Origin of the sequence: Virgibacillus sp. W0430, assembly GCF_051846935.1 — a bacterium.
Taxonomy (GTDB): domain Bacteria; phylum Bacillota; class Bacilli; order Bacillales; family Amphibacillaceae; genus JBPYCR01.
The window spans coordinates 22706-47186 of record NZ_JBPYCS010000018.1 but is presented as its reverse complement, the minus strand read 5'-3'; the positions used below and the strand labels follow the sequence as shown (position 1 = coordinate 47186).

Genomic DNA, 24481 nt, shown 5'->3' with positions numbered 1-24481 from the left:
TGTTAAATAGATTATTGTACCCGCTTTAAATCCTCTACAATTGCATCTATCGTTTCTGCTTCCATCCCACTATAATGTTTAATGACCTTTCCAGATGGATCGATTAAGAAAAATTTTGTGCCGTGTGTTACTTGATCATCATCAGGAAGCGGCTCTTGGAGCATTGATTTAAATGTTTTAATTGATAGCTCTTTAATTGCATTAAAGTTGTAACCAGTTAAAAAGGTCCAATTGCTCAAATCTGCCCCGTATTCATTTGCATAGTCTGTTAATACTTCCGGGCTGTCGTTTTCTGGATCAACTGTTAAAGAAACAAAATGCGCTTCGAGATCGTTTTCATTTAATTTGTCTTGGAGCTTTTTCATATTGCTAGTCATTGGTAGGCAGACCGTTGTACAGTTTGTGAAAATAAGATCGGCGATCCACCATTCCCCTTCAAAATCTTGTAAGTTTATTTGTTCATTATCCTGAGTAGTCGCTTCAAAGTTAGGGATAGACTCCGACATATTTGATTCTATTTCCTGATTTCCGCAGGCGGCGAGTAACAATATAAATATTAGAGATAAGCTTGCAATAAGTTTTTTCATAATTATCAACCTTTCTGTTTCCTAGGACAGCAATGATCGTTCATTTTATTAAAGACAACATCCATTGCTTCATGGAATGAATATACGTTACCACCAAATCCTTTTACAAACTTGCGTGCATGTTGTTCCCATTCGAAAGTAAGTACTTGGGGTTGACAGCACCCTATATCGATCGAATTGTCTGTGACAAACCAAGCCATGGAGGCATTAATTGTCGTTTGTCTAATAAAGTCAAGGCAAATTGCTTGAATAGGTTCTTCTCTAAATTGCCTGTGCCGTAGCAAGCCACAATGGGCACAGCAAGCGACTTCAATTTTATTGCCTGGAAAAATGAGACGGTACGTCATTTTAATATGATTTGCACGATTGCATAGTATACACGTATCTGTTTGAGGTTGTTCTTGTTTTTTATGTATGAGGCTAATACCACCAAAGGTTTTTACGATAATACCTTCTTCTACCAAAGGCTTTAGATCACGATGGATGGTCATTTCAGATACATCAAGTTCTTTACTAAGCTCTGAAATCTTCATATTTTCCTTTTCGAAAATAAGTTCTTTAATTCGATTTAGTCGAGCTGCGGGTAGCATAATTCCCCTCCTTCTCCTAGTGTTTCAATTAAACAACCTATAACATATCATAACATTATACGCGCATATTAAGGGATTAATGCTTGAACGTTCTGTGAAATGTATGTGACAAATGATTTGCTGGATCTAAAAAATCATAAAATATGTAAACACCTTGTATATTTGCTGGATGTAGGTACATGTCTTATACACGTAGTGGCTAAATGTCATAGGATAGTAGAGAACTTAAGGAAAGGGGATAAGAAAAATGAGACGTCATCGAAAGCCGAACTGGGGTTGTCAAAAACCAGTAAAGGAAGTTGTTTATCCAGTTAAGCAAAATATGGTGCACTGTTGCTCCGAAGAAACGATAAAACACGTTCATCCAATGCATACGACAGTTATGAACCACCATTTAGTAAAAAATGAACACGTATACCCGCATACGACTTCATATGGAAATACTGTGAATGAAGTTGATATAACCGGTATGGGTCCAGGAAGTCAGGTGGCCGGAGCAATGAGTCCAGGTTATCCAGGTATGGGTCCAGGAGGTCAAGTCGCAGGAGCAATGAGTCCAGGTTATCCGGGTATGGGTCCAGGAGGTCAAGTCGCTGGAGCAATGAATCCGAGTTATCCAGGTATGGGTGCAGGAGGTCAAGTCGCTGGAGCAATGGGTCCGGGGTATCCGGGTATGGGCCCAGGAATGACGGGAATGCACCATTGTAAAAAACCTACACACTATAAGTAGTGTTAGTACCGAAGAGCAGGGAAATATTTACCCTGTTCTTTTTTTGATTGGAAAGACGTAGCGTTACTTTTGTATTTGTAGCTTTTCGGTTTTGAAGCCATTATCACTGTCGATTACGTATAATATAAAATAATTAAAACTTTTTACGATTTATTCCGTCTAATAGATAGAGAGAAAAGGGGGAAAGAATTTTGGAAGAGTCTACACAGCTTGTGAAACAAGCGATAAATGGCGATGACGATGCTTTTTTACAAGTGATGAATCAATACAAAGCGGATATATACCGTACGGCTCGGGCATTTTTGAAGAGTGATCATGATGCTTTGGAAGCTGTGCAAGAAGTAACGTTTCGTGCATATAAAACGTTACATACGCTACGAGACCCGTCCTATTTTAAAACATGGGTAATCCGTATAGGAATTAATTATTGCAATGATCAGCTAAAAATAAGTAAAAAGCAATTGCAAAATGAAGCTTTAATGGAAGTTATAGCGCACGAGGACAATAATGTAAAGCTTGAAATAGAGGATGCTATGTTACGGATAAATGCACGCTCGCGAGAAGTCTTAGCTTTAAAATATTTGCATGATCTTAAAATTAAAGAAATAGCAGTAGTTATGAATCGGTCGGAAGGAACAATAAAAACGTGGCTGCATAAAGCATTGAAAGCTCTTCGAAAAGAATGGCTAGAGAAAGGTGGGGATGTTCATGTATGAAAGAGAAGAAGAGCAGTTAAAAAAATATAAGGAACAAATTGAACGGTTGAACATTCCAAACAATTCTTTAGATCAAGCGATACAGAAAGGATTTAAGAAAGCAAAGCAACAAAAATCTTTAACTGGAAGGAATAAACTGCTTGTTGGATTTGCCATCGTTGCAATTGTACTTATCGGCTGTGTTGCTTCTATAACGTTTTATGAACTAACAAAAGAAAATAAAGGGTTGATGTCAGCCATAGAACACGACTATTTTGAGGAAATTGGAGCTAGTGAAAAGAAGAACGGATTAAGAGTAACAATTGATGGAGCGATTGCAGATACAAATGGAATTGTGTTGTTTTATACGATAAAATCGGACACAAAAGAAAAAGAACTATTTATGGAAAACGTGCAGCTAAGAAATGGGCAGGGAGAACAATTGCAAGAGGCGTCAGTTAGTTATGGCGAACCGCATTATTCGGAGAAAGGTCAAAAGAAATACCGTGGAAAGATTGAGTACTTTTTTACTGATAAATTGAGTACTACTGATTTTAATCTTCATTTTGAAATTGTTGGACAGGGGCGAAAGGATACGTTTCACATCCCATTTTCGCTGCACAATGAGTTAAAAAAAGACGTTGTATATGCGATGAATAAAGTGGTTGAAACAAATGGTCAAAAAATTACAATCTCAAAGGTCGTTATTTCGCCTTTACGTGCTGCCGTCCATATGAAATATGATCCTGAAAACACGAAAAAACTAGTTGACTTTCCTGATCTTCATCTTGTTAATGAAGATGGTGAAATTTGGGGAAAGCTAGTTAATGGATTAACGACTAGGCATATTGATGAACACGAAAAAATTATATATTTACAAAGTAACTATTTTAAAGATCCAGAAAAGCTGTATTTGTCTTTTAAAAGAATACAAGCTATAAATAAATCGGAAAGCAGTGTTGTTGTTGACTTAAAAGAAGAAAAAGTAATAAAGCAGCCGAGCGGAAATAAGTTTAGTGAATTTCAAGTTATTGGTAATGAGCTCCTATTTACGATGGGGCCGCAAGATGAATTTCCATTTGGTTTGTTTGGAAAAGTTATGGACTCAAACAATAAGGAATTAAATGTACGTTCCATGGGGTATCATTTTAATACAGAAGAAAAGGTAAATAAATATTCGGTGACAATCGAAGGGTTATCCGTGTTGCAATCACCGATTACATTAGAATTGGAATTTTATCCTAAATGGATATGGATAGATGAGGATATACAGTTACGTATTAAATGAAGGAGTCGCCGATTTTCGCTTCAAGCAACTTGTACCTTGATAAGTTAAATTGTTGAGCTAAGTGATTTGAATAATCTTTTGATTAGAAAGTATAAGTGAGTGTTTGTGGGAGTATAGGTGAACGATTAATTGTAATCCACTTTTATTGTATAAGCTTTAGATACAGAAAAGTTTAGGAGGAATTTTACCTATCGTCCTTATATTATCAATAGCCGCTGACATATGCGAAGACTCCCACAGAGAAGTTCTCGTGGGAAAACCAACAGTCGAAAATCCATTTAATAAGTTGCAAAAACTTCTTAAATTAGTTGAGGCATTGTACACAGAAGGCGGAGTATATGTCAGCGGTGGTATACGATCGTATTCAAAAATAGAATAATTGCTACAAAAAGAACGCTTTTTAACAAACTTAATATTTACCGACAAATACGTGAAGCTACGAATTAGCCCGTTTGGAAAAGTGTGATAAAATGAACGATAGTATTTGATTATTAACACGTATTATTTATTGGTCAATACATATTAGAGGGGGCTATCCAAATTGGCTTGGCTTTACGTTTTATTTGCAGCAGTTGTTGAAGTGTTTTGGGTAATTGGCTTGAAGTACTCGGACAATTTGATCGAATGGACAGGAACCGTTATTGCGATTATTTTCAGTTTTTACTTCATCATTAAAGCATGTGAGACACTACCATCGGGAACGGTTTATGCCGTTTTTACCGGGTCAGGTGCAGCAGTAATAGCATGTATTGATTTTACGTTATTTGATGCTGTGTTTTCGCTTCCTAAGGCGTTTTTTATTGGGCTCATTATTTTAGGCGTTGTAGGTATTAAAGTAACGACAGATACAAATGAGCCGAATGTAAATGAGACGAAAAAGGCAGGGGAAGCATAATGGCTTGGTTTTTTTTAATTATAGCAAGCTTCGGTGAAATTTTTGGCGTCATGTATATTAATATGTTTGTCCGCAGTAAATCGTATTTTCATTTAGTGATGATTATCGTATCGATGGGTCTAGGCTTTGTATTTTTATCTTTGGCGATGCAATCCATACCATTAGGAACCGCTTATGCCATATGGACAGGTCTCGGGGCTGCTGGTGCAGTTATTATGGGAATATTGTTTTTTAAAGAATCAGCAGGCTGGAAGCGCATGTTGTTTCTAACGTGCATTATTGCGGGGGCAGTAGGATTAAAGTATTTTGAATAAAAGAGCGATGTAGGAATAGTTATAAGTAAAAGTTCAATTAATGAAGGTGTGATACATGAAAGTAATGCTTCTTGTAGCATGTAATTGACAATATGCTGCAAAAGTATGCGTAAAATGTTTGTGGGGGAACAGATGCACGAATCTAAGTAGATAATATGTGATCAATTTTACTTCGAACGATATACACATGAATAACACCATTGATGTTCACTGCAGGTGGATGCTTTCCGCGGGCACGGCTTCAGCCTCCTCGGAAAGCGTAGTGTATATCTACTGCGGTCGGTAGGAATCAATACTAAAATTAACGAATACAAAGAGAGGTTTTTTAACTTCTTAAAATAACACCCACAAATACGTGACTCAATCTGCTGCAAAAATCAAGCTCGATAATTTCAATTTTTCATATTATAATAGAATGAAGGCGGTTTCATCTAATTGCTCAAGGAGGGACGAAGCATGGAATTAGTGCTAGAGCAAAAGCAATCGTTAAACCTTGTTATGACAACTGAATTAAGGCAGGCGATTGAGCTTCTACAATATTCAAACTATGAATTGTATCAATTTTTGCAAGAGAAATCGCTTGAAAATCCATTAATCGAACTCGTTGAAAAAGAGCAGGAGCCTTTTGAAAAAAGTCATCAGACACTAACGTCATCAAGGGATGTAGTCGAACCCGTTGAATTTGTTGCAAGTGATGAGCAAGGAATGCGCGAATCATTAATTGATCAAACAAAATGGTTGGAGTTATCTTCTTCGGAAAGGGACGTAGTAACCTATCTTATTTTAAACTTGGATGAAAATGGGTACTTGCCACTAAGTGATGAAGAAATAATGCAGGAGTTTACTATAAATGAAATGGAGCTTGAGCGGGGGATACAATTGCTCCAGCAGCTTGAACCAGCAGGGATAGGTGCTCGGAGTTTACAGGAATGTCTGCTGTTACAAGTGAAACGAGAATTTCCGCAAAAGACGATTGTTCAGCAAGTTATTTCTAATTATTTGGAACAGCTTGCCGATAAAAAATGGCAGGTAATTGCCAAGCATTTAAATATTACGCTTTTAGATGTAAAGGAAATACACACATTTATTCAAACATTGGATCCGAGACCAGGTATAGATCTTGCTTTTCCTTCAATTGAATATTCAAATCCTGATTTAATAGTAGAACAAACAAGTGGAATTTTTAACGTATATTTTAATGATCGATTTTTACCAGAAATTCGTTTTAATACGAATTATTCTAATTTAATTACAGATAAGTTGCCTAGCTATGTTCAAAATCAGTATAAAAATTATCAGTGGCTGAAAAACAGTTTAGAACAACGTAAACGTACAATAATAAAAATAATGAAAGTAATTATAAAAAAGCAACTCGGATTTTTTCAAAACGGTTTTTCTGCCTTGCAACCACTAACCTTAAAGGATGTAGCAGAAGAAATTAACATGCATGAATCTACTGTAAGTCGTGCCACAGCTAATAAAGTAATCCAAACACCAAAAGGTTCGTTTGATTTACGATTGCTTTTTTCTACAAAACTAAATAGTGACCAAGGACAAGGAGCCTCACAAACGAAAGTGAAGATGCTATTGCAAGAAATAATAAATAATGAAAATAAATACAAACCATTGTCTGATCAAAAAATAGTAGAGTACTTCCAACAAACGAAAAGAATTACCTTGTCGAGAAGAACGGTCGCAAAATATAGGGAAGAGCTAAACATCCCTTCTTCGAGTAAAAGAAAGGAATTTAAAATATGAAAATGCTGCATAGAGTGATGTACTATGTAGCATTTTCATTTTTAATGAGTACATATTTAAGTAGTTTTTTAGTTATTGTTCGTAGTGAGACTTTCTTCAAACATGTCAATAATTGTTAAAAAACGATCTGCTTCTCTAAAAACGTGATCGGCAAGAAGCGGATGAATATTACTTTTAATTTTGCAGCTCTCAATTAATTCTGCCGCTGTTTTCTTAAACGTACGCAACGATTTTACCGAGACCCGATTTTGGTCGAGAAATTGCTCAAGTATTGGTGTTGTTTCGGAGTGTGGACGCATCGATTCAAGGTCAATCGCTTGATATAACAGTTGATCAAAGTCGTGACTGAATTCTTTTGCTTGATCAACTAGCTTTCGCTCAGAAGGATCAAGAAGATGTCCAATAAATTTGGAATGATCCGCCATCGTCTTCAAAAAGAAAACGTTCTCTCTAATAATTGTTTCTGGCATCGGCTGTAATTTTCCATCATTCAAATCCTTCAATCGTTGCGCAAAATAAGCTGCTTCTCTGCTCGTATGATCCAATAACAAAGGGTAGTTATTAGAATGTACTTCACATCGCAACGTTAAACCAAGTACTTTACGTTTGTATGCCCAAATAGCTGTAGCTGCTTCATATACTCGTAAATTAAACGTTGCTATTTCAGTAGGATCGGCATTCTTGGAAAAAGAGCTCATTTCTTGTTCGACTCGTTCAAATAGATCAATAAATTGCTGTGCTTCTTTAATGAGTTTTTCATCATTATAACTAAATCCGAGACTAAGAAACAATGCATGTTCTTTCATTATTCTTGACCAAAATTGAATTTCATCTAATGAATAAGTAACAAACTTATTTATAAAAGCACCTCCTTTATGTAAAAAAATCGAGTAATACTATCATCTTATTACTGCTCATTTCGTCCTATGCTTAAATTATTTGACAAGTTTTTCATCTTTAAAGGACATTTCGTTTTAGTTGAAAGTCAGAAGAAGTTATTAATTGGAAGTGTGAGCGCTTTGCCTGCTATACTGAAGAGAGATCTATTTGAATAAAATGATTACTTAATGAAATCAGGTGGAGCTTTGGGTAAAATATATGCACTTTTATTACTTGTCATGATGTTTTGGGGATTTAACGTATCTGCCTTAAAGGTACTTGTTACAACGATTGATCCGATTTTTTTAACTTCTGTTCGAATTTTTACTGCTGGAATATCGGTTCTTATTATTTCATATTTCATGAAAATATTTCGCTTGCCAACAAAGAAGGAGCTTGTAACGATTGCTTACATTACGATTTTTAATGTTGTATTTCATCATTCACTGCTAGCAATTGGCTTGACGCGCACTTCCGGAGTAAATGCCGGGTTAATTTTAGGCACTGCACCGCTCGTAACGATGGTGTTATCTATATTATTACTAAATGATCGTGTCACTCGAATGCGCGTATTAGGTTTTATCCTTGGATTTATCGGAATTGTCGTCACGTCACTTTCGGGTACAGGGGGTCTATCAACCGTTTCTATTGGGGATCTATGGATATTTTTGTCCATGCTTTTACAGGCGTTTAGCTTTATATTAATTAGCAAATTAAATCCAGACTTTGATCCAAGATTGCTTACTGGATATATGCTCGTACTCGGCTCTGTTTTTATCTTCGTATTTAGTTTAATTGTGGAATCGAACGTAAACCAAATTACTGCGCTTTTTTCATGGAAGCTCGGTCTTATCTTTTTGTTCAGTGCTGTATTATGTACAGCTTTTGGACATATGACCTACAACTTTGCAGTGAAAAACGTTGGGCCTGCTGAAACGACTATTTTCATTAACTTAAATACTTTTTTTTCATTGGCTGGAGCGGCAATTTTTTTGGGAGAACCGATATTATTAAATCATTTTTATGGGTTGATATTAATTTTATGTGGTGTATTTATAGGCTCAGGAACACTTGAATATATGTGGGATAAAAGGAAAAAAGCAAGGATGCATATGATGAAGAACTTGAAAGATAAGTAAAGGCAGAAGGCGTGTTTGCAATGACAGCAATTATTAGGTTTTATGGAATAATCGTGAGATGAACTCTTGGCACATTCAAATGTTGGGCTGTAATTACACGATTCATCACACGTTTCGCTTTAGATTTACTTTAGGACAAGAGGGAAAAACCTACATTACTTTAGAGCGTATCTTTCGAGGACAGATAGTATGGAATGTTGGTGAATGAAAAAAACAAGAAAACAAGGAGATTTCCGTGTTTTCTTGTATCATTAATCATACAGTTCCCAAGCAAGTTTTAAAGAATCGATTATATACGCGGCTACTTCGTTTTCGTTAAAGGTGTCGGTAGATAGTTTGGAATTGTGATCGGAGTAAATTTCTTTCCGTTCATGAAACAACGATTCAATATCTTTAATTGAACGATTTTGCAATACGGGTCTACTGTCAATTAACATGTTCAGCCGATCTTTCCAAGATTCCCAGGAAATATCTAAATAAAATACGATTGCATTTTCCATGCATGCCTTCCGAACATCCTCCTGTAAAAAGGCTCCTCCACCTAAGGATATTACTTTTAACCGTTGTGATGTATATTTTAAAATGTATTCTTTTTCTTTTTGTCTAAATGTTTGCTCGCCAAATGTCTTGAATATTTCGGTTGTAGGCATTTGAAACTCTTTCTCTATTTCTTGGTCAATGTCAATAAAGCTTCGATAGAGTTTTTCTGCTACAAGCTTTGCTACCGTAGTTTTGCCAACACCCATAAAGCCAATAAAGACAATGCTTTTCTCTCGTAAGGAAGTTTTACTATTAATCATTTATACGCACCCTCATCCCATTATCGACTATATTATAATATATTTGCTTGCTTCTGTATATGCTTTCGAAAATTTAGAATTAGTTACATATATGTGAGAGTGGATAGTAAGAATTTTGAAAACCCTCTTTTGTATAGAAGTGATGTTTTTTACTATGCTGTGCGGATGCCGCCGTTGTCCTATACCTCGCTTTCTGTGGGCAACGCCTCAACTAATGTAAGACGTTTATTCAAACTTCTTACATGGATTTTCGGCTGTTGCTTTTCCTACAAGAGTCTTCGTATATGTCAACGGCTCTTGTTTATATACGAGCCTTATTTAAATAATTAGTGGATTTAAAATTCATCGTCAACGTTATTAAACAAAGAAAAAAGCATCGGAATGACCTTCAACAAGGTTGCTTCCAATGCTTCTTTTGTTGGATTCGTATAAAAACTACCATTAGCGAAATACGATTGTTTTGTTATTTTGAACGATAATGCGGTCTTCAAGATGCCACTTAACGGCACGTGCAAGGACACGGCGCTCAACTTGCTGACCAATCTTTTTTAAATCGTTAATGTGATCTCTATGATCAACGCGTTCGATATCTTGTTCGATAATTGGTCCTTCATCTAAGTCATTTGTTACATAATGAGAGGTCGCACCAATCAATTTTACCCCTCGGTCATAGGCTCGTTCATAAGGCCTTGCACCGATAAATGCGGGTAAAAAAGAATGGTGGATATTAATAATCCGATTTGGGAACTTGCTAACAAAGTTCGGTGTTAATATTTGCATATAGCGAGCAAGGATAAGTAAATCGACGTTATATTTTTGCATAAGTTGAATTTGTTTTTCTTCTACTTCGTGACGAATGTTTTTATTTGCCGGGATATAGTAAAAAGGGATACCGAGTGATTCGACAATATTTCGTGCATTTTCGTGGTTACTAATTACAACTGCAATATCTGTATCTAAATCTCCACTTTGCCATTCCCATAGTAGTTCCATTAAGCAATGTATTTCTTTAGAAACGTAGATTGCCGTTCGTTTGCGATTGTTTCCGTACGTAAACCGATACTCCATAAAAAAGGCAGAGGCTAACCTTTTAAAGTCTCGTTCTAATTCTTCACGCTTGTCCTGCAAATTGTCGCAGTGAAATTCAATTCGTATGAAAAATGTTCCACCTTCAGGATCGCTGGAATATTGGCTTGACTCGATAATGTTTGAATTATGTTCATATAAAAATTTGGAAAGGGTGGCAACTATTCCAGGTTTGTCGGGACATTTAACTAGTAAGCGCCCACGGTCATTATTTTTATTTGCACATATATTTTTTCCTTGTAAAGTCATTTTATCTACATCTCCTATTGCATTTCGTAATCTTATCTATTATATACGAATTTCGATTCATTTTGAAATGTTAATTTTATATAGATTGAGTCACGTATTTGTGGGTGTTATTTTAAGAAGTTAAAAACTCTCTCTTTGTATTCGTTAATTTTAGTATTGATTCCTACCGACCGCAGTAGATATACACTACGCTTTCCGAGGAGGCTGAAGCCGTGCCCGCGGAAAGCATCCACCTGCAGTGAAAATCAACGGTGTTATTCATGTGTATATCGTTCGAAGTAAAATTGATCACATATTATCTAGTTAGATTCGTGCATGTGTTCCCCCACAAACATTTTACTCATACTTTTAAATATAGATTCAGTCACGGATTTGGCTCTTTTTCGCTAATAAATAAAAGAAAGAAGCGATCAACGGATCACTTCTTTCTTTTTTAACTCATTTATTTTTTCGTCTGTATAGCCAAGCGATTGTAAAACATCCGAATTATGTTGACCTAATAATGGAGCTGGCTTCTTGATTTGGCCAGGTGTTTTCGAATATTTCGCTGGAAAACCTAACGTTTTCATGCTTCCGCCTATAGGATGTTCATAGTTTAACACCATTTCTCGCTCAATAATATGCGCATCGGATAATGTTTCATCATACGAATAGATTGGGCCTGAAGGAATGCCATGCGCTTCAAGTAGCTCAAGCCAGTAAGTGGAGGGCTGTTCAGCTAACACAAATTCGATTTCTGCTTCCAATTCGTCAGCGTGCTTTACTCGTAGGCTGTTCGTGAGAAAGCGTTCATCTTTAATCCATTCCACCTTTTTCGCTACATGCTGGCAAAATTTTTCCCATAGCTTTTGATTGGCAGCTCCAATTAGAATAAAGCCGTCTTTCGTTTTATACCCTTGGTATGGTGCAGCTGCACGGTGAGCCGTTCCTGTTTTTTGGGGAATAAGACCTTTTCCCCAATATGCAGCAGCCTCCCAAACTGTCCAAGCTAATCCAGAATCAACCAATGAAACGTCAATGTATTGGCCGTTTCCACTTTTTAACCGATGAATATAAGCGGTTAAAATAGATTGGATTGCTGTTTGGGCAGCAGCGATATCATGAATAGCAATACCGACTTTTACAGGTTTGCCACCTTTTTCACCGGTCATGTCCATTAATCCGGACATTCCTTGTGCCATAATGTCGAAACCGCCTTTTTGAGCGTATGGTCCGGTTTGTCCGTAACCGGAAATTGAACAATAAATAATTTGAGGGTTTATTTCCTTTAACGTAGCATAATCAATGCCGAGCTTTTTCGTAATGCCTGGTCGGAAATTCTCAACGAAAACATTGGCATCTTTGATTAGATCATAAAAGATTTGGCGTCCATCTTCTGTTTTTAAATTTAAACACATACCTCGCTTGTTGCGATTGACCATCATATATAAATAACTTTCATCATGCGCATAGGGCCCCATTGCTCGTGTATCATCCCCGTTTGGGTACTTTTCTATTTTGATAACGTCTGCGCCCATATCTCCTAGCACCATTGTACAGTAAGGACCAGCTAATACTTGGGAGAGATCGACAACTTTCATACCTGCTAGAGCTTGGTTCATTTAAATATCCACCTTTATGCCTTTGTAAAAAGGATTGTTTAATCAATGTGCAGTGAAACGATAAGTAAGAAGCTTATACGATTGTCAAGTCTTGTACTTCTTTTATAGTTGTGGCGCCAGCTAGAGCAATTGCTACATTCGTTTGTTGAATAAATTGCTCCAACACCTTTTCAACGCCAAGCTGGCCATCAAGTGCTAACCCATACGTGTATGGTCTGCCTATTAGAACAGCGTCTGCACCTAAAGCAATTGCTTTTATAACGTCAGTTCCTCGTCTAATACCACTATCAAGTAAAATTGGTATTTTGCGATTTACAGCTGCTGCAACTGCGGGCAACGCATCGATGCTTGAGATTACACCGTCTAACTGTCTCCCACCATGGTTTGAAACGATAATTCCGTCTATCCCATTGTCAACTGCTTCTTGTGCATTTTCGGGATGGACGACGCCTTTTAATAAAATGGGTAGATTTGTTTGTTCTTTTAATCGTTTAATATGATCCCAATTTAAACTTGGATGATAAATGTTTTCAAGAATACTTTGAATGATTGAATCGTCGTCTTTACTCGATAAGCTATTCAGAAAGGCGTTATCCGTAACGTAATTCGCTTTACCAAAGCCATATTTTAATGGGGAAAAGCGGTTATGCATGTCCTTTTCACGCCAACCAAACATAAATGTATCAATTGTAAGCACGATTGCTTCATAGCCAAGGTCTTGCGCACGTTTTACCATGCTGAAGGAAATAGCTTCATTATTTGACCAATAAAGTTGAAACCATTTGGAACTATTTGGTGCTGCTTCAGTTACTTCTTCCATCGAATAACTGGACACCGTACTTTGAATATACGGAATATGATGTTTTGCAGCCGCTTTAGCCACTGCTAGCTCAGCTTGTTCATGGGCAAGCTTAAGCATCCCAATCGGAGCGAGTAGGAGAGGGTGGGCGTATTTTTTTCCGAATAGCTGAACAGTCGTATCTACATTAGAAACATCGTTTAAAAACTTAGGAACGATCGAATAGGATGCAAAAGCAGCGGTGTTTTTATGTAACGTTTCTTCACCGCTCGCTCCGGATTGGATATAATCAAAATGTGTAACCGGAAGCTTTTTCTTTGCTTCTGCTTCCAACCGTTCAGCTATACAAGGAAAATGACTGGTTTCATTCATCGATTTAATAAGGGAGTCTGATTTTGTGTTGTGTACCAAGACGATTCACTCCTTATGGGAATAGTGGTTTTCTTTTTTCCAGGAAAGCTTGGATGCCTTCTTTATAGTCTTCAGACTGAAATGAATCTAATATCAAATTGGAAATTTCAGCTGATTCTTCATTTTCACCATCGATAATTGCTTGAATGACTTGTTTAATTCCCGAATTTGCAACAGACGATTTTGCAATAATGGAATGTGCAAAATCGATGCACTTTTCTTCTATTTCCTCGTGAGGATGAATATAGTCGATTAATCCTATGGCCTGACCTTCTTTTGCGCTAATTAATTTAGCTGTATAAAGCAGCTCTTTTGTTTTTGAAGGTCCGATTAAATTATATAGTCGCTTCGTACTCGCTAAATTGTAAACAATGCCAATGTTTGCAGCTGTTATCCCGAGTTTGCTGTCGGGAGTAGCAATACGAAAATCACACGCATTTGCTAATTCGAGCCCACCACCAATGGCTAAAGTTTGGATAAGTGCAATCGTTGGCTTTGGAAAGCGATACAGTTTTTCAATTGCTTTCAAAGCCGTGTCATTATATTTTTTTGCTTGCTCAGGAGCGAAGCGAACTTCTAAAAATTCACTTATATCTGCTCCAGCTGAAAATGCTGTGTCATCTATGCCACGAACGATAAGTAATTTTATTTGATTGTCTTTTTTTAATTGCTCTAAAAGGTTGGAAAGCTGTTTAAACATTTCTAATGTAAGCGAATTTTTCTTTTCTGGCCGATTAATAAAAATGGTTGCAATGGCGCCATTTGTTTCTAAGATAATATGCTTTTGCATTGTTTTCCTCCATTAGTCTTTCTTTAGCCGAGCTGCTAGACGATTCCCAATAGATTGAATGAGCTGTACAAGTATAATTAAAATAAAGACCGTTGCATACATAACATCTACTTCGTAGCGTAAATGACCATAGCGATATGCTAAATCACCAAGACCGCCAGCGCCGACAAGTCCAGCCATAGCAGTAGCTCCAATTAAACTGACCGTTGCAATCGTTAAGCCAAGAATGATCGATGGTCTCGCTTCTCTAAGCATTACGTGCCATATAATGTGACGGGTCTTAATGCCCATTGCTGTATATGCTTCTACAACTCCGTGCTCAACCTCTAACAGAGCTGTCTCCATTAAGCGTGAAATATATGGTGCGGTATAAATAACAAGTGGTACAATTACCCCTTTTACCCCAATCGTAGTACCAGCAATAATCTTCGTAAACGGTAAGATAAAGAATAATAAAATGATGAACGGAACAGAACGGACGACGTTTATTATTAAATTTAAGCACTGGTATAAAAAATTATTTTGCAATGCTTGGCCAGGTCGTGTAATAACAAGTAAAATGCCGAGTGGTATTCCGATTACAATAGCAAAAAGAAGCGAAACACCAACCATTTGAAAAGTTTCAATAATTGATTTTCCTATGATTGGTGCCCATTGATTCACAAAAGTGTCGAAGCGATCCATTTAATTCCCCTCCAAACGTTCAATTCCTACGTTTTGTTGACGTAAAAATTGTAAAGCTTGTTCGATTGTAGCTTGATCTCCTGTTACATGAATAACAAGGTTGCCAATAATATCATTTTTAAGTTCAATAATATTCGCAGTTAAAATATTTGGTTGAACATCAAACTGTTTTGTTAATTGAGCGAGTAAAGGTTGACCAGTATTTTCACCAATAAATGTTAACCGTACAACGGTACCATCTAGATTTAATTGAGAAATGAGTGAAGGAGATAATCTTCGCTGTGATATCGTATTTAGAAAACGCTGTGTCGTTTTATTTTTCGGATTAGCGAACAATTGCACAGCCGTTCCTTGCTCAATTACTTCGCCTTTTTCCAAGACGGTTACGTTATCGCAAATTTTTTGGATCACATTCATTTCATGCGTAATTAATAAAATCGTAATCCCTAGCTCTTCATTAATTTTTAAAAGCAAATCAAGAATTGCATCTGTCGTCTCAGGATCAAGAGCGCTCGTTGCTTCATCGCTTAGTAAAATATCTGGTTCCTGTGCTAACGCTCTTGCAATCGCAACCCGTTGTTTTTGACCACCGGATAGTTGATTTGGATAAGCACTCTTTTTATCTGCTAAATCTACAATTGTTAAATACTTTTCTACACGCTCGTGCACTTCTTCCTTAGTAAAGCCTAGTAATTTTAGTGGGATGGCAATGTTATCAAATACGGTTGCTGTTTTTAATAAATTAAACCCTTGGAAAATCATTCCGATGTTTTTACGAACAGCCCGTAATTTATCAGCAGAAAGAGCTGTCGTTTCGACACCTTGGATATATACGTTGCCACTCGTCGGTTTTTCAAGCAAATTGACACAACGGATTAAAGTACTTTTACCTGCGCCGCTATATCCAATAACGCCATGGATTTCTCCTTTTTTAACTTTTAGATTTACATTTGATACAGCTTTTACTTCGCCACTTTTTGATGGGAAAACTTTCGTTACATTATCAAGAACGATCATATATGTCCTTCCTTTCAAAAGGGAACATTACGATTACGTAATGTTCCCGATGCTTTATTAATCCCAGCTTGGAATCATAGATCCTTGAAATTCTTCTTCAATAAATTGTTTTACTTTGTCCGATTGATATGCATTTACTAGCTTTTCGACGACAGGGTCGTCTTTGTTTTCAGTACGTGTAACGATATAATTTACATATGGTGAGTCTGTTGATTCTAAAATGATTGAGTCGTCTGTCGGTACGAGTCCTGACTCTAATGCATAGTTCGTATTAATTGCTGCCGCATCTAATTCTGGAAGCTGTTTTGGTATTTGAGAAGCTTCTAATTCAATAAACTCTAAGTTTTTCGGATTTTCTTTTATATCATGAATTGTTGCATTTTCTTTATTGTCATCAGCTAACGTAATATAGCCTGCTTCTTCTAAAATGAACAATGCACGAGCACCGTTTGTCGGGTCATTCGGTAAGCCGAATAAAGCACCTTCTGGAATTGCATCAAAGCTATCGTACTTTTCTGAGTAAACACCCATTGGGTTCAAAATAGTTTTTCCAACAGTCGTTAAGTCTGTGCCGTGATCTTCGTTAAATGCTGCTAAAAACGGTTCGTGCTGATAACAGTTAACATCAAGCTCACCTTCTGCAAGTGCAGTATTTGGTAAAATGTAATCAGAGAATACTTTTAGTTCAATTTCTAAGCCTTCTTCAGCTGCAACCTCTTTCGCTACTTCTAAAATTTGTTCCTGTGGACCGGAAGTAGTTCCAATTACTAGCTTGTCCTCACTTAATGTGCTGCTTTCTTCGTTGTCGCTGCCACAAGCTGCAAGCAATCCAATCAATAAAATAATACTTAAAATAAATGCTGTTTTTCTCATTCTTTTCTCCTCCTGGATGATGGTTTCTTGAAGTAGCATTACGAAAAACAAAAAGCCTCTCTATCAAAAGAAAGAGAGGCTTGTAACATATAATTTAAGATTACAAAAGTCCCTCTCTTATCTTTCAAAACAATTGTTTTGCAGGAATTAGCACCTTTCTATCCGACGATAGATGGTTGCCGAGCTTCATCGGGCCAGTCCCTCAGCTACTCTTGATAAGAGATAAGCTATTTAATTATCGTTCGTTACTTCTGCATATAATTTACCTTACTATTTAAAACTTGTCAACGGTGAAATGGAAAATATTTAAAGTGTATTTATTCTAATAATTTAGATTATTAACCTGTAAGAATACGATGTACACGATTAAAAGAATTAACTGTTTAATCAACTTTATCTATTCGTAGAGCAAAATGTTTGAAAAAGCATAGGAATTACGTATTGTAATATATTTTTCAGTAAGTGTCCTTCTTTTTTTCATAGTTATTCCCCCTCGTATATTATGTTTAGGCATTATTCGTCCGCCTATTGTTTCGAAATGTTTCTATTATCAATAATCGGGTATGTTCCCCTTGTGGGCATAAACACATTAGGAAGACTGTTTCCCAGTCTGCGTATAAGAATTGTCCCAAATGATCCTAACACCATTATCTAGGAAGATCACGGAACGTCCAAGATGTTTGACCTATTATTCAGATAGGGACTCAATCACTTATATCAATGCTTGCACTTATTAGTTACTTGGAACGAAAGGCGGCGACTCCTGCGGGAAAAGCATGCGTCTTGAGACCTTACAGGAAGTGGGTTTTCTTCCGAGGAGGCTCAAGCCATGCCCGCGGAAAGCGTCCGCCTATAGTGGAAAGTAACGGGTATAATCTGGATGTTATTTGACTCTTTCGGATAATTGACGTATTCACTTATGATATAGTGGTTAATAGAAAAGGACAGAAGCTAGAAAGGAATTACATATAATGAAGACACCTTTGCGAAATCATTTATACATATTTTATTCTACCGTGTTAACATTACATATTATAAACGTGTTTTTACAAAAGCAAACGATCGAATATATAATTGGATTTTGTGCTATCGCTATGCTAGCTATTTCATTTGTATATGCAAGTAAATTATTTAAAATATTAGGCAGTATTTTTCTAATCATCGGAGCAATATTATTCATTCAAGCTCAGGTTCCGATATACAAGCTGCCGTTATTTACAACGACGAATATGTCATTGCTTGCATTCTTTTCTGTCTTACCTTGGATAAACAGTGCCGTTCATGTTGGGAAATACGATCAACGGGTAAATGCATTTATCAAAGAAAACGTTTCTGATTTAGGAAAATTGTACGGGCGTAGTTTATTAACGTCGTTTACATTAGTAACATTTCTAAATTTATCAGCGATCAATCTATCACAAAATATATTAGGGAAAAACTTGAAGAAAGTGGATTCCGTAATAAGTAAAGCTTTTATTAGTAAGACAACGTTACGGGCTTTTTGTCTCGCTCTAATTTGGAGTCCGATGGAAATTGCAGTCGCAATAATAGTTGACTATACACAAATTAGTTACTTAGTTTATTTACCGTGGTTACTGCTCATTGCACTGATCGTGCTACTAATTGATAGTTTTATCGGAAAACTTAAGTATAAAGCTGTCCCTTATGACGCGAGTCACTTAACTAAAAGTAGCTTATCGCAATACAGTATTTTTCAAAAAATTATAAAGCTATTTATCGCACTCTTATTGTTTTTAACAGTCGTAATAACGGTTAGCCATCTTTTTCAATGGAATTTTATTTTAACTGTTACTCTCGTTATTATTCCATTCTCTGCGGCATGGGCAATTATTATTAAACGGTGGTTTTATTTTCGTGTGCTTGCCTGGAATGTATGGAAACAGCATATGAATCATATGCAGAACTTTGTCGTCTTGTTCATTGCTCTAGCATTTTTTTCAAATAGCTTAAATGAAACAGCAGTTCTAGACTTTATTCAGCAGCCATTTTTAATTTCTGCGAATTATCCGATCGTTATTTTTATTTTTATACTATTTACGTATTTAATAATGGCAATGCTAGGTGTTCATCCAATTGCTACAATTGGTATTTTACTAGAAGTTCTTGCACCGCTTTTTAGTGTAATAAATCCTGTAAGTATTGGAATAGTTTTGATTGTTGCGGCACTTGCTACTTCTGGTTCGGGGACGTATGGAATTGCGGTTACAATGACTTCGATTAATACTAAGCAGAGTCCGTATCGAATTACGTTATTAAACTTACCGTTCACTTTCTTATTAGGTGGAGCAGGGATTTTTATAGCCTATTTATTAGTGTGAAGTTAGCTGGGACATGAAAAGAATGGATTGATATATTAATCCAATTTGTACAGCGAGTTATTGACAATAGTTATGTCCCAGCTTTAATTTTTATTGTTTTATATTGATAGGGGAGGGGTGTCCCATTCGAATATCATCATCTGCAACGACAAGTACATTACCGGCTTCTAACTCGGTAATCCATTTCGTAGCTTCCTCTTCTGAAAAGCCGAGCTGAACGAGCATTTCGTAATTATTAATCGCCTGGTCGTCATCTTTTGAGTCAGAAAATATTGCTTTAATCTTCTCCATTAGTGTATGATCCTTTTTGGGGCTAGGAAGATCGCTTTTAATATTGACATCCGTATATTTATTTAACTCATTTGGACTGCTGTTGTTTGTAAAGATTGTAATATTCGCCGCTTTATATCCTTTTAACTCTAGATTATTTGCAACATGGATCGCTTTGTCTTCTGTTGAAAAGACTCCGATTTGCTGGATCGTCATAGAACCACCTCCTTTTTCCTTCTATATATAAACCTACCCAATTGATTCGCGAGAAAAACATAACAAAAAATTAAGGAGTCGACGAGCCTTTGTTTTTAATTTACACGCTTTAATCACTGGCCATACATACTCCAATTGGTTTTAATGTATGTAGAACTTCAACAGTGCCTTGATGAGCCGCTAATACATCACGTAGTTTTCGGTAGACAAAAGGACTTTCATCTGTACCGCCTCCACGCAATTCGACCCCATAGTTATTTACTGCCTCTTTCATTTGTTCCGGCTCAATTATCCCGCCTGTTCGCTTTCGTTTTTTCCAATTCATTTTACCAGCAGCTTGTGTACGGCTCATAATACGGCCTGCTCCATGAATTGTACTGTAAAAAGCCTTCTTGCTTTTGTTTGTATCAATACCTTGCAGTATAACGGCAGTATCCGCCATGCTTCCTCCTACAAATCCGAGCTGTCCTGGAAATGCGGGAGTAGCCCCTTTTCGGATAACGACATACTCTTTGCCAAAATGCTTTTCAATCCATGCATAATTATGATGATTATGAACTTCTGTAAGTGCGCTCGCACCGAGAATTTTTAATGTTTTGTCCATAACGATATCGCGGCCCGCATAGGCATAGCGTCCAGCTAAAGTCATCGCTTTAAAGTACAATTGTCCTAACTCACGGTCAAAGTCTAATAATACAGGGGACTGATCTCCCATCGGCTGTGTCGATTTTGCGAGAAAATCGCGATTCATTGCTAAATTTATAAAACCAGTGGCAATCCGGTGTCCAAAGCCTCGACTACCAAAATGATTTGCTGCCCAAATATTCGTTGTCTGCTCGTCTATAAGGATATCAACATAATGATTCCCTGAACCGACTGTTCCTAGTTGCTTTCTAGCTAACGACTTTAACTGATCGTACACTTTTACACTAATTGTTTTTAAAGCGTGCCAATTTGGATCATCAAATAATTCGTGATCGCTGATTTCATTACTGTTTTTACCAAAGCCAAAAGGGATTTCTCGTTGAATATCATCCATAATTTTCCTGATGGCGTGTTTAATCTCGTCATATTTTATATCGGTTTGAACTGCTTTATTTCCGCATGCGATGTCATAGCCAACGCCTGAAGGGGAGATTTGATTGTCGTATGCAATTACAGCACCGACTGGTTGGCTATATCCGTAATGACCATCTGCACATAAAGCACCCCCTATGGTTCGTCCAAACTTCAAGCAAGTGTCAAATTGTTTAAGTGTACGATCTTCATGTTTACCAAAAACAATACGATGCACAGCATTTCCCCCTAAATTGTTTATCATTCGAAAATAATACGTTACTTGACGAAGCGCAATACAATACAATGGAATTGTTTGCCGATTGTCCCCTCATTATAAGCATAGTTCTATTCAAAAAAGAAATAATAGGAATGGAGGTGTTGAAATATGGACGATTCAAAACATGTATGGAGTAATAAACAAGTAAATAACAGTGTTAACCCACAAGGCGAAGCAGAATCGGAACGATCAAAACAACCACGATCCAAGCTAGAACAAAAAGCCAAAAAAAAGAATACAAAAATATAACAGTTGAATAAGAAGGTGATTTATATCGACAGTTCTATTCGCTATTTATGGGAATCGTTATCGAATCATACCGAAGAAGATGACATGTCTTTACAAATATATAAAAAAATTGAGCAAAACAACTATGAAACAGAAGAAGCATTTATTGAGGATTTGGAAGAAGAAGAAATACTATATTTAGATGCACTTCTGAAAAAAGAAATAAAATATGCTGCACAAGCACAGGATGACAAACGGAAAAAAGAATTAAATGAAATATATGTATTACTTTTTTAGGGTATCCGGGAAATAGTGCAGAAGGAGAGGTTTTCGGCTATTTCCCTCATGGAATCTACGTGCTATCGTCGGGCGAAGGGAGAGCCTTCCTAATTTTCCACACATAAATCCGAAAATATCTTTTTAAAAAGGGATACTTTTCCATTGATATTACGAACTAAAAAGGATAATATGTATATACAAGCTACATTGTTCGTTATGATTTAAGTTTAACCTCTAAACAGTAATTAGGGAGTTTTACGATTGGAACAGGAATATCAGGCCTCTTTTGAGTGGAAGATAGGAATGTTTCTGCGAACACCCACTTAGTAAAGTGGTGGTTAAAACTTACTAATTTTTAACGGCAAATGTGGCTCAATTATTTGTGATGCTGTAAGCTAGCTTCTTTTATATAAAGAGGCTAGCTTTTTAAATGTTCAAATTTCGTTAAAGCAGTGTCCATTATTTTTTAAAATCATTTTCGCTTTCTCCAAAGATTTAATTTAATAAATATGTATTTGGTATTAAAGGTGGAAAACGTAAAAATACGATTATTATTTTTAGCCAATGAATTGGCTATGGAGGCTAGTAAGCCGGTCACCCCCAAATCTAAAACACCTTCAATCTTTACACATCTCCAGTTAGGTTCAATGCCCTCAAAACTTCTATTGTCTAGTTATGAATTCGAAGAACATACGATGGAAAGCTCCTCATCTGTACGCATAATTGTAAATACATTCGCACTTTTATCCTCGAGGGGTATTGCATTCATTAGGGAATTTTTATGACAGTAAAAATATCTTCTAATCCTTTTAAATGCATTTCGTCATCACTCTATTAAAATTATTTATTTCAGGTTATTTAAGAATATTCATTAATTATTAATTCGATTAAATGCGTAGCTTAAAAGGCCGTTCGTTGAATCGGGATCATTATTGCTTGTAAGTATAGTAACGCAATTTACTACTAATAGAGAAGGCAGGTGATTGTGATCACCACCTAACTAATATGCTGTTGCATGGTTTTGCTCCTTTATATGAGCCTGTTCGTGTTTTATCGTTCTTCATTTTGAGCAACTAATCATACCGGTAATCTGTTTTGTAGTAAACTAGGTATTAGAGGAATAGTAGGAATGTTGTACGCTATGGAAGAAAAAGGAGTGAATGAAGTGAATCACGATGAATCGATAAGGCGTACTTCAATAAATAAAATGCCATTAATTGCTGTTTTGCTTGCAGGTGCATTTCTCGCAATATTAAATCAAACGTTACTCGTCACGGCGATCCCTCCTATAATGCACGATTTAAATTTAACAGAAAACGTCGCCCAATGGGTGACGACTATTTTTATGCTAATAAATGGCATTATGATTCCAATATCGGCGTTTTTAATGGAAACATTTACGACGAGGAGGTTGTTTTTAGTAGCAATGTCGATCTTTGCGTTCGGAACATTGATATGCGGGGTCGCATACAGCTTTCCAGTGTTAATGATAGGGAGAATAATCCAAGCTGCCGGTGCTGGCATTATGCTGCCGCTTATGATGACTATTTTTATATTGATTTTTCCAATCGATAAACGAGGAGCGGCGATGGGCACAGTTGGGCTTGTTATTTCATTTGCGCCAGCAATTGGACCAACGTTGTCGGGATGGTTACTGCAATATTTTTCCTGGAGAGCGATTTTTTTTATTGTCTTGCCTTTTGTTCTCATTGATATACTAGTAGCCTATTTTGTTATGAAAAATATTATTAAGAGGACATTTCCTAAAGTAGATGTGCTTTCAATCGTTTTATCTACCTTAGGATTTGGTGGCCTGTTATATGGCTTTAGCATGGCTGGAAATGTTGGGTGGTCAAGCGTAATTGTTTTGCTGTCTCTTATCGTTGGAGCTTGTTCATTAATCGTTTTTATTCGTCGGCAGTTGAAGTTAAAGCATCCTGTATTGGAGTTTCGCGTATTAAAATACAAAACGTTTACAATAACTACTATAATCGGAATGATCGCATTTATGAGTTTAATTGCAGCTGAAACAATTTTACCGATTTACATGCAGACAATGGCAGGCTTTACAACTTTAGAGTCCGGATTAATGATTTTACCAGGAGCATTAGTTATGGGGATTATGTCACCAATAAACGGTAGAATTTATGACCGTGTTGGTGCTCGTTGGCTGCTTATAATCGGATTGACGATATTGACAGTCACCACATTTCTATATACAAACTTAACTGCTACGACGACACTTACTTATTTAACCGTTGTGTTTGCAGTTCGAATGTTCGGCATCTCTATGGTTATGATGCCTGCTACAACTGCTGGACTTAACCAATTGCCAGAGCATCTTATTCCGCATGGTACTGCAATGAACAATACGATGCGTCAAGTCGCTGCTTCAATTGGAACGGCCGTACTTATTACAATTATGACTGCTTCGACAGTCGATATAGGTACTTTTGCTGAAGATCCCGAGTTCGTTATCCGTGGGGTAAATATATCATTCTATGTTTCTTCTGCGATTGCATTTATTGCTTTGGTTTTATCCTTTTATATTAAAGGAACGTCCCCTCAGGAAGAACGGTCTGCAATGCGTTAATAATGACAAATTATTGATGAAATAAGCACGTACTG

25 protein-coding genes, 1 other RNA gene and 1 riboswitch are annotated in these 24481 nt (G+C 36.7%); of the genes, 12 read left to right on the top strand and 14 right to left on the bottom strand.

What is annotated here, in order from left to right; translation table 11 throughout:
- Positions 1–11: 11 nt before the first annotated feature.
- Together ACLIBH_RS10190 and ACLIBH_RS10185 are read right to left on the bottom strand one after the other, a co-directional pair.
- Positions 12–587, bottom strand: a complete 576-nt coding sequence (locus tag ACLIBH_RS10190) for an SCO family protein (protein WP_439316604.1) — start codon at positions 585–587, stop codon at positions 12–14.
- A gap of 5 nt (positions 588–592) precedes the next feature.
- On the bottom strand, positions 593–1177 hold the full coding sequence (locus ACLIBH_RS10185) for a DeoR family transcriptional regulator (RefSeq protein ID WP_439316603.1): 585 nt from the start codon (positions 1175–1177) through the stop codon (positions 593–595).
- Between the two features lie 247 nt (positions 1178–1424).
- On the opposite strand from ACLIBH_RS10185, the gene ACLIBH_RS10180 reads away from it, so the two are divergent.
- From ACLIBH_RS10180 to rpoN, 6 genes are all read left to right on the top strand, one after another.
- Positions 1425–1907: a CotD family spore coat protein gene (locus ACLIBH_RS10180; protein WP_439316602.1), complete on the top strand. Its 483-nt coding sequence runs from the start codon at positions 1425–1427 to the stop codon at positions 1905–1907.
- Between the two features lie 191 nt (positions 1908–2098).
- Positions 2099–2623, top strand: a complete 525-nt coding sequence (locus tag ACLIBH_RS10175) for a sigma-70 family RNA polymerase sigma factor (protein WP_439316601.1) — start codon at positions 2099–2101, stop codon at positions 2621–2623.
- On the top strand, positions 2616–3890 hold the full coding sequence (locus ACLIBH_RS10170; protein ID WP_439316600.1) for a DUF4179 domain-containing protein: 1275 nt from the start codon (positions 2616–2618) through the stop codon (positions 3888–3890). The genes ACLIBH_RS10175 and ACLIBH_RS10170 overlap by 8 nt, the downstream gene beginning before the upstream one ends.
- A 541-nt stretch (positions 3891–4431) precedes the next feature.
- Positions 4432–4785, top strand: a complete 354-nt coding sequence (locus tag ACLIBH_RS10165; protein ID WP_439316599.1) for a DMT family transporter — start codon at positions 4432–4434, stop codon at positions 4783–4785.
- The gene (locus ACLIBH_RS10160; protein WP_439316598.1) at positions 4785–5099 is read left to right on the top strand and encodes a DMT family transporter; all 315 of its coding nucleotides are present in this window, start codon (positions 4785–4787) and stop codon (positions 5097–5099) included. The genes ACLIBH_RS10165 and ACLIBH_RS10160 overlap by 1 nt, the downstream gene beginning before the upstream one ends.
- 456 nt (positions 5100–5555) lie before the next feature.
- Entirely contained in the window at positions 5556–6857 is a 1302-nt protein-coding gene (gene rpoN / locus ACLIBH_RS10155; protein ID WP_439316597.1) for an RNA polymerase factor sigma-54, read from the top strand.
- A gap of 68 nt (positions 6858–6925) precedes the next feature.
- Here the strand turns inward: rpoN and ACLIBH_RS10150 are convergent, their stop codons facing one another.
- Positions 6926–7717, bottom strand: a complete 792-nt coding sequence (locus ACLIBH_RS10150) for a DUF2935 domain-containing protein (protein ID WP_439316618.1) — start codon at positions 7715–7717, stop codon at positions 6926–6928.
- A gap of 225 nt (positions 7718–7942) precedes the next feature.
- Between ACLIBH_RS10150 and ACLIBH_RS10145 the strand changes: the two genes are divergently transcribed.
- Positions 7943–8875, top strand: a complete 933-nt coding sequence (locus tag ACLIBH_RS10145; RefSeq protein WP_439316596.1) for a DMT family transporter — start codon at positions 7943–7945, stop codon at positions 8873–8875.
- 251 nt (positions 8876–9126) lie between these two features.
- Here the strand turns inward: ACLIBH_RS10145 and ACLIBH_RS10140 are convergent, their stop codons facing one another.
- From ACLIBH_RS10140 to ACLIBH_RS10105, 8 genes are all read right to left on the bottom strand, one after another.
- Positions 9127–9675, bottom strand: a complete 549-nt coding sequence (locus ACLIBH_RS10140; protein WP_439316595.1) for a shikimate kinase — start codon at positions 9673–9675, stop codon at positions 9127–9129.
- 441 nt (positions 9676–10116) lie between these two features.
- The gene (gene purU / locus ACLIBH_RS10135; protein ID WP_439316594.1) at positions 10117–11010 is read right to left on the bottom strand and encodes a formyltetrahydrofolate deformylase; all 894 of its coding nucleotides are present in this window, start codon (positions 11008–11010) and stop codon (positions 10117–10119) included.
- A 410-nt stretch (positions 11011–11420) separates the two neighbouring features.
- On the bottom strand, positions 11421–12611 hold the full coding sequence (locus tag ACLIBH_RS10130; protein ID WP_439316593.1) for a CaiB/BaiF CoA transferase family protein: 1191 nt from the start codon (positions 12609–12611) through the stop codon (positions 11421–11423).
- A 73-nt stretch (positions 12612–12684) separates the two neighbouring features.
- On the bottom strand, positions 12685–13821 hold the full coding sequence (locus tag ACLIBH_RS10125; RefSeq protein WP_439316592.1) for an alpha-hydroxy acid oxidase: 1137 nt from the start codon (positions 13819–13821) through the stop codon (positions 12685–12687).
- Positions 13822–13834: 13 nt separating this feature from the next.
- Positions 13835–14611 (bottom strand): enoyl-CoA hydratase/isomerase family protein, encoded by a 777-nt coding sequence (locus ACLIBH_RS10120; protein ID WP_439316591.1) that lies wholly within the window; start codon positions 14609–14611, stop codon positions 13835–13837.
- Between the two features lie 12 nt (positions 14612–14623).
- Positions 14624–15295, bottom strand: a complete 672-nt coding sequence (locus ACLIBH_RS10115) for a methionine ABC transporter permease (RefSeq protein WP_439316590.1) — start codon at positions 15293–15295, stop codon at positions 14624–14626.
- Entirely contained in the window at positions 15296–16312 is a 1017-nt protein-coding gene (locus ACLIBH_RS10110) for a methionine ABC transporter ATP-binding protein (RefSeq protein WP_439316589.1), read from the bottom strand.
- Between the two features lie 57 nt (positions 16313–16369).
- The gene (locus ACLIBH_RS10105; RefSeq protein WP_439316588.1) at positions 16370–17185 is read right to left on the bottom strand and encodes a MetQ/NlpA family ABC transporter substrate-binding protein; all 816 of its coding nucleotides are present in this window, start codon (positions 17183–17185) and stop codon (positions 16370–16372) included.
- A 114-nt stretch (positions 17186–17299) separates the two neighbouring features.
- Positions 17300–17407: riboswitch (SAM riboswitch) on the bottom strand.
- 749 nt (positions 17408–18156) lie between these two features.
- On the opposite strand from ACLIBH_RS10105, the gene ACLIBH_RS10100 reads away from it, so the two are divergent.
- On the top strand, positions 18157–19524 hold the full coding sequence (locus ACLIBH_RS10100; RefSeq protein WP_439316587.1) for a hypothetical protein: 1368 nt from the start codon (positions 18157–18159) through the stop codon (positions 19522–19524).
- Between the two features lie 90 nt (positions 19525–19614).
- Here the strand turns inward: ACLIBH_RS10100 and ACLIBH_RS10095 are convergent, their stop codons facing one another.
- Both ACLIBH_RS10095 and ACLIBH_RS10090 read right to left on the bottom strand, forming a co-directional pair.
- Positions 19615–20010: a general stress protein gene (locus ACLIBH_RS10095; protein WP_439316586.1), complete on the bottom strand. Its 396-nt coding sequence runs from the start codon at positions 20008–20010 to the stop codon at positions 19615–19617.
- A gap of 109 nt (positions 20011–20119) precedes the next feature.
- Entirely contained in the window at positions 20120–21304 is a 1185-nt protein-coding gene (locus ACLIBH_RS10090) for an RtcB family protein (protein WP_439316585.1), read from the bottom strand.
- A gap of 150 nt (positions 21305–21454) precedes the next feature.
- Here ACLIBH_RS10090 and ACLIBH_RS10085 point away from each other — a divergent pair, with 150 nt between their 5' ends.
- The 3 genes from ACLIBH_RS10085 to ssrS all read left to right on the top strand — a co-directional run bounded on the left by ACLIBH_RS10085 (position 21455) and on the right by ssrS (position 22231).
- Positions 21455–21595: a small, acid-soluble spore protein L gene (locus tag ACLIBH_RS10085; RefSeq protein WP_439316584.1), complete on the top strand. Its 141-nt coding sequence runs from the start codon at positions 21455–21457 to the stop codon at positions 21593–21595.
- A gap of 3 nt (positions 21596–21598) precedes the next feature.
- On the top strand, positions 21599–21871 hold the full coding sequence (locus ACLIBH_RS10080) for a sporulation protein (protein ID WP_439316583.1): 273 nt from the start codon (positions 21599–21601) through the stop codon (positions 21869–21871).
- A gap of 178 nt (positions 21872–22049) precedes the next feature.
- Positions 22050–22231, top strand: a non-coding RNA gene (gene ssrS, locus ACLIBH_RS10075) — 6S RNA.
- A gap of 94 nt (positions 22232–22325) precedes the next feature.
- Here ssrS and ACLIBH_RS10070 read toward each other — a convergent pair.
- A complete protein-coding gene (locus ACLIBH_RS10070; RefSeq protein ID WP_439316617.1) occupies positions 22326–22451 on the bottom strand; it encodes a hypothetical protein in 126 nt (41 codons plus the stop codon).
- 609 nt (positions 22452–23060) lie between these two features.
- Here ACLIBH_RS10070 and ACLIBH_RS10065 point away from each other — a divergent pair.
- Positions 23061–24446: a DHA2 family efflux MFS transporter permease subunit gene (locus ACLIBH_RS10065; RefSeq protein ID WP_439316616.1), complete on the top strand. Its 1386-nt coding sequence runs from the start codon at positions 23061–23063 to the stop codon at positions 24444–24446.
- The last annotated feature ends 35 nt before the right edge of the window (positions 24447–24481 follow it).